5 protein-coding genes are annotated in these 10068 nt (G+C 73.3%); 3 read left to right on the forward strand and 2 right to left on the reverse strand.

What is annotated here, in order from left to right; genetic code table 11:
• The first annotated feature begins 224 nt into the window (after window positions 1-224).
• The 3 genes from Apa02nite_RS32750 (at window position 225) to Apa02nite_RS32760 (ending at window position 4721) form a co-directional block, all read left to right on the forward strand.
• A complete protein-coding gene (locus tag Apa02nite_RS32750; RefSeq protein ID WP_239164725.1) occupies window positions 225-3257 on the forward strand; it encodes a DEAD/DEAH box helicase in 3033 nt (1010 codons plus the stop codon).
• Window positions 3250-4032, forward strand: coding sequence for an SWIM zinc finger family protein (locus tag Apa02nite_RS32755; protein WP_239164726.1), 783 nt, complete (start codon window positions 3250-3252; stop codon window positions 4030-4032). The genes Apa02nite_RS32750 and Apa02nite_RS32755 overlap by 8 nt, the downstream gene beginning before the upstream one ends.
• An 83-nt stretch (window positions 4033-4115) precedes the next feature.
• Window positions 4116-4721, forward strand: a complete 606-nt coding sequence (locus Apa02nite_RS32760) for a hypothetical protein (protein WP_203828482.1) — start codon at window positions 4116-4118, stop codon at window positions 4719-4721.
• A gap of 54 nt (window positions 4722-4775) precedes the next feature.
• Here the strand turns inward: Apa02nite_RS32760 and Apa02nite_RS32765 are convergent, their stop codons facing one another.
• Window positions 4776-6185, reverse strand: a complete 1410-nt coding sequence (locus Apa02nite_RS32765; protein ID WP_203828483.1) for an SDR family NAD(P)-dependent oxidoreductase — start codon at window positions 6183-6185, stop codon at window positions 4776-4778.
• 256 nt (window positions 6186-6441) lie between these two features.
• Window positions 6442-9804 carry a hypothetical protein gene (locus Apa02nite_RS32770; RefSeq protein ID WP_203828484.1) on the reverse strand — a complete coding sequence of 1121 codons (3363 nt, stop codon included), beginning with the start codon at window positions 9802-9804 and terminating at the stop codon, window positions 6442-6444.
• Window positions 9805-10068 lie beyond the last annotated feature (264 nt).

A 10068-nucleotide genomic window follows, 5' to 3' on the forward strand; every position in this document is an offset into this window, starting at 1 on the left:
ATACGGCCCCGGACCGGCGGATCACGATTATGCCCGCCTGCCCGGATCGGGGGCAGTCCCCGCGTGAATCGTTTTCGGAACGGTTTGGTGTCCGGATCGCCGTGGTCCCGCATCGATACCCGGCCATTGGTGATCTTGGTTCGCTTTCCGGACAGCGGCCCTCGTTCCGTGGCGCGGGACCGTGGTCCGGGAATCTGTCGGACGGTCGGCCTAGAGTCTTCCGGGTGCCGAGCTCCCTGCCTGTGGTCGAACAACCAGCCGTCGAGCCGGGCGTCCGTGTCCTGCACGGGTTCGTCTCCGCCGACGGCGGGCTGAACCTGTGGGCCGAGAGCGGCACGCCGATCGCGGTCCCGGCCGGCGCGGGCCGGGCGGCGCCGTGGCATCCGTTCGCGGTGCCCGCCGCCGGTCTGCCGCTCGGCGACCGGCGCGAGCCCGCCGTGCTGACCCTGCCGTCGACCGGGGCCGGCCCGCTGCCGTCGCCGCAGGTCGGGCTGCCACCGCGGCGCGGGGTGCGGCGGGCCCGGGCCTGGCGGGTGCCGGCCGTGGGCGTGCCGTTCCTCGACGCCGACCTGGCCGCCGAGTTCGACGGCCGGGTCTCGCCCGGGGTGCGCTGGCTGATCGAGCTGTGCGGGTTCGCCGCGAGCCTGGTCCGGCGCGGGCGGGTGCTGCCCGGCGTGCGGCTGGACGGTCCGCGCCCGGTGGCGTATTGGCGGCCGGTGCTGATCGGCGCGGACGCGGCCCGGCACGCCACCCTGCTCGAGCGGATGCCGCCGGCCTGCCGCGCCGAGACCCCCGGCCCGGGCACCAGCCTGTCCACCGCGCCCGTCCCGGCGGTCACCGGCGCGTTGCCACCGGAGGACCTGCTGGCCGTGGCGCTGGGCCGGCTCGTCGACGGCCTGGTGCGCACCCGGCTGGTCGAGGCCGGGGTGACCCCGGCCGCCGACGGCTGGCTCGGCGCGCTGACCGGTGAGCCCGAGTTCGACGCGCCGGCCGGGCGGCTCGACGAGCTGATCGGGGCGCTGGACGCCTGGTTCGCGCAGGCCGCCCGGGGTTCCGAGGTCCGGCTCTGCTTCCGGCTCAGCGACCCGCGGGAGCACGAGCCGGTGCTGCCCGGCGACGTGCAGCTGCCCGAGGGCGCCTGGCGGCTGGAGTTCCTGCTGCAGGCCGCGGACGAGCCGAGCGTGCTGGTCCCGGCCGCCGACGTGTGGCGCGACCGGTTCGCCCCGCTGCGCCGGTGGACGTCGTTCCCGCAGGAGCGGCTGCTCGCCGGGCTGGGCCGGGCCACGCGGCTCTACCCGGCGCTCGGTGACGCGCTGCGCGAGGCGCACCCGGCCGAGATGCTGCTGGACACCGAGGGCGCGCACGGCTTCCTCAGTCACGCCGCGCTGCTCGAGGAGGCGGGGTACGGCGTCCTGCTCCCGGCCTGGTGGCGGCGCCGGTCCGGGCTGGGGCTGTCGCTGCACGTGCGCTCACCGGAGCCGATCGCGCCGGTGCTGAAGGACCGCACCACCGGGCTGCGCGACATCGTCGACTACCGGTGGGGGCTGGCGCTCGGCGGCCGGACGCTCACCGAGGACGACCTGGCCGACCTGTCCCGGGCCAAGGTGCCGCTGGTCAAGCTGCGCGGCCGCTGGGTCTTTCTCGACCCGGAGCGCCTCGCCGCCGGGCTGGCGTTCCTGGCCCGGGGCGGCGGCACCATGACGGCTGGCGACGCGCTGCGGGTGACCCGGCTGCTGCCGCCCGAGGAGCTGCCGCTGCCGGTCACCGACGCGCGCGGCGAGGGCTGGCTGGCCGACCTGCTGCGCGGGGAGCTGGACGAGCGGCTGGAGCTGCTCGCGCCGCCCGCGGGGTTGACGGCGGTGCTCAGGCCGTACCAAATAAGGGGTTTCTCCTGGCTGGCCTTCATGGATTCGCTCGGGCTGGGCGCGTGCCTGGCCGACGACATGGGGCTGGGCAAGACGATTCAGCTGCTCACCCTGCTGCTGCACCGGCGGGACGGTCCGGCGCTGCTGATCTGCCCGCTGTCGGTGCTGGGCAATTGGCAGCGGGAGGCCGAGCGGTTCGCGCCGGAGCTGCGGGTGCGGGTGCTGCACGGCGCCGACCGGACCCTGGACGTCACCGGCACCGACCTCGTGCTGACGACGTATGCCACGGCGGTGCTCGACGCCGACGCGCTGGCCGGGATCGACTGGGACCGGGTGGTGCTCGACGAGGCGCAGCACATCAAGAACAGCGCGGGGGCGGCGTCCCGGGCGGTGCGGCACTTCCCGGCCCGCAACCGGATCGCGCTGACCGGCACCCCGGTGGAGAACCGGCTGGCCGAGCTCTGGTCGATCCTGGACTTCGTCAATCCGGGCGGGCTGGCCTCGGCGCACACGTTCCGGGCCCGGTTCGCCGTGCCGATCGAACGGTACGAGGACGAGGAGGCGGCCGCCCGGCTGCGGCAGGCGACCCGGCCGTTCCTGCTGCGGCGCACCAAGGCCGACCCCGGCATCGCCGGTGACCTGCCGTCGAAACGGCACGTCCGGCACCTGTGCGGGATGACCACCGAGCAGGTCAGCCTCTATCGCGCCGTGCTCGACGAGCTGCTGGACCGGCTCGGCGAGCCGGGGGAGACCCGCCGCAAGGGCCTGGTGCTGGCCGCGATGACCAAGCTGAAACAGGTCTGCGTGCACCCGGCGCTGCTGCTCAAGGACGGTTCGCCGCTGCCCGGCCGGTCCGGAAAGGTCGACCGGCTCGAGGAAATTGTGGACCGGGCTCTGGGCGGTGGGGAGAGCGCGCTGGTGTTCACCCAGTTCGCCAAGTTCGGCGGGATGCTCGCGCCGCACCTGGCCGCGCGCTTCGGGGTGGACGTGCCGTTCCTGCACGGCGGCACCGCGCGCGGCGCCCGGGACGCGATGGTCGAGAAGTTCCAGCAGGCGCAGCGGCCGGGGGTGTTCGTGCTGTCGCTGAAGGCCGGCGGCACCGGGCTCAACCTGACCGCCGCCAACCACGTGGTGCACGTCGACCGCTGGTGGAACCCGGCCACCGAGGCCCAGGCCAGCGACCGCGCGTTCCGGATCGGGCAACGCCGCGACGTGCACGTGCACACCCTGGTCTGTCTCGGCACCCTGGAGGAGCGCATCGACCAGCTGCTGTCCGACAAGGGCGTGCTGGCCGAGCGGGTGGTCGGCTCCGGCGAGGGCTGGCTGACCGCGCTGTCCACCAGCGAGTTGCGTGACCTGTTCGCACTGGCACCGGAGGCGATCGTTGACTGAGCCACGCACCGACTTCGCGCCCGCTTTCCTGGGCATGTTCGAGTCCCTGCGGATGGGGCCGACGTTCGCGCGCGGCCGCCGCGACGAGCGGGCCGGGCACGTCCGCAGCCTGACCGTCTCCAGCAGCCTGGCGGTCGCCATGGTCCGCGGCCCGGAGGACCCGGCCGCGTTCCGCTCCCGGATCGCGGTCCGGGCGTTCGGCGCGGCCGGCTGGGCCCGGGTGGAGGCCGCCCTGGTCAAGGAGGCCCGGTTCGTCGCCGGGCTGCTCGACGGCCGGATGCCGGGCGGGATCGAGGCGGTCTTCACCGCGGCCGACCTGACCCTGCTGCCGCTCTCGCTCGACGAGGTGGCGATGGACTGCTCGTGTGAGCGCTGGCCGATGCCGTGCGCGCATCTGGCCGCGACCTGTTACGCGCTGGCCCGGCTGTTCCAGGAGGACCCGTTCGAGGTGTTCGCCTGGCGCGGGCGGCACCGCGACGAGCTGCTGATGCGGCTGCGGCGGCTGCGGGAGTCGGCCGCGGTCGAGGGTCTCGTGGAAAAACCTCCGGTAAAGGAGGAAACCCCTCTTGTCGATCCGGCCGACCTGGACGGATTCTGGGGCCGCGAGCTCGATCTCGGCGAGACGCCCGAGGAGACCTTCAGCGGGCGCTCCGACGCGCTGCTCGATCAGCTCGACCCGCCTGACCTCACCCACCACGGGCGTCCCGTAAACGAGGTTCTTCGCCCGGCATTCCGCGCCCTTTCGGACCCCGCGGGGGTCGGCCGAACGGATTAGTTAGCCGGAAACGCTGAAACGCCTCGGACAGCCGTGATGCGCTAAGGACGCAAAGCCGTTATGTCCGAAATAAGGTGTGTGAGATGAACAAGGCACAGCGTTTCTTCGCGCTCGCCGGCATGGGTATCGCTGCCGGCGCGATGATCGGCATGGGCCCGGCACAAGCTGCCCCGTCCACGACCACGTCGGCGTCCGGCGGTGGAAAGACCACCCAGGCGTCGGACTGGGATGACAACTACGTGGTCGGTTACTACCGCACCGAATGGTCGTGCGAGCGGGCCGGCTGGACCGGTCAGCGCAACGGCGCCTGGGACGGCTACGACTGCGACCCGACCCGTTACAGCGGGCGCGGCTGGGTGTTCCAGCTGGTCGTGGACGAGGACTCCTGGGAGTGGGACAACTGGGACGGCCCGTGGCCGGGGGACTGGCCGTACCGGCCGGACTACGCGGGCACGTCGTTCCACGTGCGTGGGATGCACGGCCACGTGAAGGGCCATGGCCAGCACGGGCACGGCCCGAAGGACTGGCACGGCCCGAAGGACTGGGACGGCCCGAAGGGCGGCCCGAAGGGTCCGAAGGACTGGGACGGTCCGAAGGGCGGCCCCAAGGGTCCGAAGGACTGGAAGGACGGACCCAAGGACGGTCCGGACAAGCACGACGGTGACATGAAGGGCTGGCCGAAGCCGTAATCGGGGCTTCTGTCGATGGGACCGCGGGCCACACACGTGGCCCGCGGCCTTTTTTCACCAGTCGACGGGCACGTAGTCCTTGAGGAAGCAGCCGTAGACGTCCTCACCCTGCTCGCCGCGCACGATCGGGTCGTACACCCGGGCCGCGCCGTCGACCAGGTCCAGCGGGGCGTGGAAGCCCTCCTCGTGCAGCCGCATCTTCGTCGGATGCGGGCGCTCGTCGGTGATCCATCCGGTGTCGACGCTGGTCATCAGGATGCCGTCGGCGAACATGTCGACCGCGCTGGTGCGGGTCAGCATGTTCAGCGCGGCCTTCGCCATGTTGGTGTGCGGGTGGCCGGCGCCCTTGTAGCCGCGCTTGAAGATGCCCTCCATGGCGGAGACGTTCACGATGTACCGCCGGGGGAACGGCGACGCCGTCATGGCCGGCCGCAGGCGGCTGACCAGGATGAACGGTGCCGTCACGTTGCACAGCTGCACCTCGAGCAACTCGAGCGGGTCGACCTCGTGGACCCGGTCGCTCCAGCTGTTCGTCGGCGTGACGTCCGGCACCAGGCCGCCGGCGTCGATCTCGACCGAGCGCGCGGTCAGTGCCATCTCGGTGATCTGCTGCGGGGTGAGCTGGCTGACGCCGCTGGTCAGAGCGGCCGCCGGCGACGTGCCGACGGTGCCGAAGAACTCCAGCTCGGGCAGCGGCCCGGACGGCAGCGGCTGGGACTCGGCGGCGGCGATCGCGGCGTAGGAGCCGGCTGTCCGTCGTACCGTCTGTGCCGCGTTGTTGACCAGGATGTCCAGCGGGCCGTGCGCCGCGACCGAATCGGCCAGCCCGACCACCTGCGCCGGGTCGCGCAGGTCGATCCCGACCACCCGCAGCCGGTGCAGCCAGTCCGCGCTGTCCGGCATCGCGGTGAACCGCCGCACCGCGTCGTGCGGGAACCGCGTCGTGATGGTCAGATCCGCGCCGTCGCGCAGCAGCCGCAGCGCGATGTACATGCCGATCTTCGCCCGGCCGCCGGTGAGCAGCGCCCGCCGCCCGGTCAGGTCGGTGCGCGCGTCCCGGCGCTCGTGGTTCAGCTTCGCGCAGTCCGGGCAGAGCTGGTGATAGAACGCGTCCACCACGGTGTAGCGCTGCTTGCACACGTAACAGCCGCGCGCCTGCTTCAGCACCCCGGCGGTCGCCCCGACGGTCGCGCTGGTCAGCGGGATCCCGGCGGTCTCGTCGTCGATCCGTCCCGGCGCGCCGGTCGCGGTCGCCGCGGTCACCGCCTTGTCGTTGGCGAGCACCGCCTGCCGCCGCTCCTTGCGCCGCTGGATCTTGGTGCTCTTGAACAGGCCCGCGGTCGCGCGCCGTAACCGCACCGCGTCCGGGTGCTCCGGCGGCAGAGCCTCCGCCTCGGCCAGCACGGCGAGACAGACCGCCATGCGGTCCGGTTCCACGCCCACGGTCGGGTCACTGCCGGTCATCCGTTACTTCTCCCTCGTCGGCGCAGTTGCCGCCAGGCACTGTATTACGCTGCGCCCCTATCGGCCGCCGCGCGCGTCCCGCAAAGGATCCCGGTCACCGTCCGCTCTTCTCTCCCGGTCCTTTTCCGGTACGCCCATGGTGGCCCCGGCCACCAGGAGAACGCACCTACCCGCGGGAACGTCACGAGGTCCGCTGCACCGGCCGGGAAAGGCGATGCGCGCCCAGGGGTGCTGGGCGCGCATCGGGGTTCGTGGTTCAGTCCGCGACTGGGTCCCGGCCCTCGTTCCGGTCCTGCGAGCGGTCGGCGGACGAGGGAGCGCCGTTGACCGGTCCCTCGTCCGATGTGCCGCTGCGGGTGGGGCCGCCGTTCGCCGGGCGTGCCCGGTCGTGGTCGGCCAGGGTGGCCGGCCGCCGGACCGGAGCCGGCGGGGTTCCCCCGGTCATCCAGTCGTCCAGGGTCTGCGGGCGGGGCGCGCCGGAGCTGACCGGGCGGTTGTCGCCGCCTTGCAGGTCGTCGAGGTTCCGCGGGCGGAGTGCGCCCGAGCTGACCGGGCGGTTGTCGCCGCTTTGCAGGTCGTCGAGGTTCTGCGGGCGGAGTGCGCCGGAGCTGACCGGGCGGTTGTCGTCGAGGCTCTCCGGGCGGCTTCCGTGCAGCCACTCGTCAAGCGTCTGCGGCCGTCGTCCCGGCACGGAGCTGACCGGCACGGAGCTGACCGGAATGGAGCTGACCGGCACCGGACTGACCGGCGGGAGGTCGCCCAGCGTCTGCGGTCGCCGGCCGTAGGCCGGGGCACTGACCGGCGCGATCGCCGGGGTCCCGGCACCGGCCGGATCCGGTTCGTCCGCGGCGTGGTCACCATCCTCAGCGGCCCACTCGGGAACCATCGGGGCGGCATCCGGTTCAGCCCGTTCCACAGTGTTGTCCGGCTCGGCCGGTGACGTCTCCGGTTCGACCTCCGTAGGCACGCTTTCCGCGGCCCGCGAAGCCACCCGTTCGGGTTCCTCCTCGCTCGGCGTGGTGCCGGGCGTGGCGGGCAGCGCCGGAGCAGGGGCCCGCTCGTCGGATGCGGATGCGTCGGTCTCGGGACCCGGCGCGTGAGAGCTCCCGGCCGATACCGGCTGTTCCTCGGCGTCCGCCACGCCGTCCTCAGCCGCTACCTCATTCGTGGCATCGGTGGGCTCCGGGGCGGTGACCGGCTCCTCGCCGGTGATGCCGGTGGATTCCGCCGTGGCGGCCGGCTCCTCGATCGGCGCCGGTTCGGCGCGCCGGCGAGCCGGCACGGGGAAGTCGCCAAGGGTCGCCGGACGGCTCGCTCGCTCGGCCGGAACGTCCGGCGTCGACGAACGGTCCGACCCGGCAGGCTCGGTGGACCTGGCACCGAGCCAGTCGTCGAGCGTCCGCGGCCGCTGGGCCGCGGGTTGCTCGGCGACGGCCGGTTCCGGCGAAGCCGGTCCGGTCGAAAGGGCACCTGCCACCAGGCCGGCTTCGCCGGCCGGATCCTGAACAACCAGGCCGGCCGAAAGCGCGTCACTGGTCGGCTCCTCGGCGACCGGGTCGATCCGCAGGTCGTCAGCGGCCGGTTCCGCAGTGTCCGTGGTCGCTGGCAGGGGGTCAGTGGCCGGTTCCGCGGCGACCGTGGTCGCTGGCAGGCGGTCGGCGGCGGGTTCCGGAGCAACCGGCGTGCCGGCCTGCTCGCTGGTGGCAGGCTCAGGGATGACCTCGATGCGGGCCTGCTCGCCGGCAACCGGTTCGGTGCGACCAGCGACAGATTCGTCGAGGTCATCGACTGGCTCGTCGAGGTCGGCGACGGGCCCTGTGAGGTCAGCGGCCGGTTCGTCGAGGTCGGCGGCCGGTTCTGCGAGGTCAGTGGCCGCTGCGGTGGGTCCGGCGGCCGGGTCGGTGCCGGGTGCCTGGTCGTCGGCTGCCGGCTCCGTAATGGAGGTTTGCCCGGCGGCGGTGTCGGCCGCAGCCGCCGGCTCGGTCTCCGCGTCGGCGAGCCAGGGAAAGTCCGAACCCGAAGTGGCTGCCGGAGCCTCGGCGCTGCCGACGATACCGGCGATCCGGGGATCGGACATCCAGGTGAACGCGTCCGCGACCTCGGCCGGAATCGCACTGACCGGAACAACGTCAGCCACCGGGACCGCAGCCACCGGCTCGCCCGCAGCCACCGGGACCGCAGCCACCGGCTCGCCCGCAGCCACCGGGACCGCAGCCACCGGCTCGCCCGCCGCCCGGACGTCCTCAGCCGCCGTTTTGTCCCGATCCGTCCGGGCGGCCGAAGCATCCTGGTCCGCAGCGACCACGTGGTCTGCGTCAGCCGCCTCGTCCTCGGCGGCGTGGGGTGCCGCAACCACCTGGTCTGCCGGGACCACCTGGTCCGCGGCAACGCCCTGATCCGCCGGTACAGCCTGTCCCGCAGCGTTCTCGGGGTCCGGCTGGCCGAAAGGGCCCCGCCGGGTCGCAGCGTCCGACTCAGCGGCGGGAGCAGCCTCACCTGCGGGGTCGGACCCGTCCGCGGCGGCAACCGGGTCGGCCTGGAGGTCTTCGTCCGCCGGGGCGACCGGGTCGGCCTGGCGGTCTTCGTCCGCCGGGGCAACCGGGACGGCCTGGAAGCCTTCGTCCGCCGGCTTGGCAAGCGGATCGGGCTCGGGGGAGAGCGCCTGGCTCCCTGCGGACGATGACTCCTCCGCAGGCGATGACGCTTCGGTGAGCGACGGCGTCTCCGACGAGGAAACATCGGCGGCCTGCCGGGTCCCGGGCGGGTCGGCGGCGACCGCCTCGGCGCCGGCGGCCAGGGTGGCCTCGACCCGGGCCCAGAGTGCGTCGCTGTCGAGCGGCTCGGCAGCCTGCGCCGCGGGCTCCGAAGGCGGTTCTGAAGTCGCGTCCGAACGGGGTTCCGGAGTCGGCTCCGCATTCACATCTGCGGAATCGTCCGCTGATGCCTCGGCGTTCGAGTCCTCGCTGCCGGGAGCGTGCGCCACCGAGAAGTCCTCGGCCGGGGCGGTCGGCGCGTCCTGAGCGGCCGAGACCAGGGAACCATCCTCGAACGAGACGTCGGTGGCCGAGCCGGTCCGGGCTGAGAGCGGTCCGGTCTCCTCGAGCGGAGAACCGTGTGCGGCCGCCGTCTCGCTGAAGAGCGGAGTGGGCATCCCCTCGGTGAGCCGGTTGAAGGCGTGCGCCGAGGCGGCTTCGCTGAACAGCGGAGGCACCTCCTCGCCGGGCGCGGGTGCGAGCCCGGGCACGCTCGGCGCGGAACCCTCCGAATAGATCGGAAGAGCCTGAGTGCGGTCCTCGACCCCAAGCCCGGCGGGCACGGAGCTGCCCGCCTCCGCATCGCCTCCGGCGACGGGCAGGGGCCCGGACAGGGTGGCGGCATCGTCGGCGGATTCCGGGGAATCCGCACTGACGTGCGGCGCCTCGTCCCCGGCGCCCGCTTCGTCCTCGGTGGTGGCCCGAGGACTGGCGCTGACCGGAGTCACCTCATCGTCGGTGGTGACCAGCGGACTGGTGCCGGACGGATCGTCACCGGCCGAGGCCCGGAACGCGGCGTCGGAAGGCGCCGCATCGTCCGGGTCGGCGGTCGGGGCAGGCTTCTCCCGGCTGGAGATGATCGGCATGACCTGCGTGGCATCGTCGGCCGGAGCCGGAGCATCGTTCTCGCTGAGGGAATCAAGCGGAGCCGGACCACCCTCGGCATCTGCCGGGACAGCCCGAACCGCCGCGCCCGCTCCGATGGATGTGTCCGAGATGATCGGAAGGATCTGAGTGCGGTCGGCCCCACCGTCGACCGCTGCGGCGCCGCCGTCCGCCTCGGTCGAGCTGCCGTCGGTCGACGAGCCGATGCCCCCGGACTCCCCGGAGCCGGAGCCGGCAGCGGCAGC

Source organism: Actinoplanes palleronii, from assembly GCF_016862315.1.
GTDB lineage: Bacteria > Actinomycetota > Actinomycetes > Mycobacteriales > Micromonosporaceae > Actinoplanes > Actinoplanes palleronii.

Coding starts and splice junctions, on each gene's coding strand:
- Apa02nite_RS32765 (WP_203828483.1), bottom strand. CDS start 6,185: ATGACCGGCAGTGACCCGACCGTGGGCGTGGAACCGGACCGCATGGCG.
- Apa02nite_RS32770 (WP_203828484.1), bottom strand. CDS start 9,804: ATGCCGATCATCTCCAGCCGGGAGAAGCCTGCCCCGACCGCCGACCCG.
- Apa02nite_RS32760 (WP_203828482.1), top strand. CDS start 4,116: ATGAACAAGGCACAGCGTTTCTTCGCGCTCGCCGGCATGGGTATCGCT.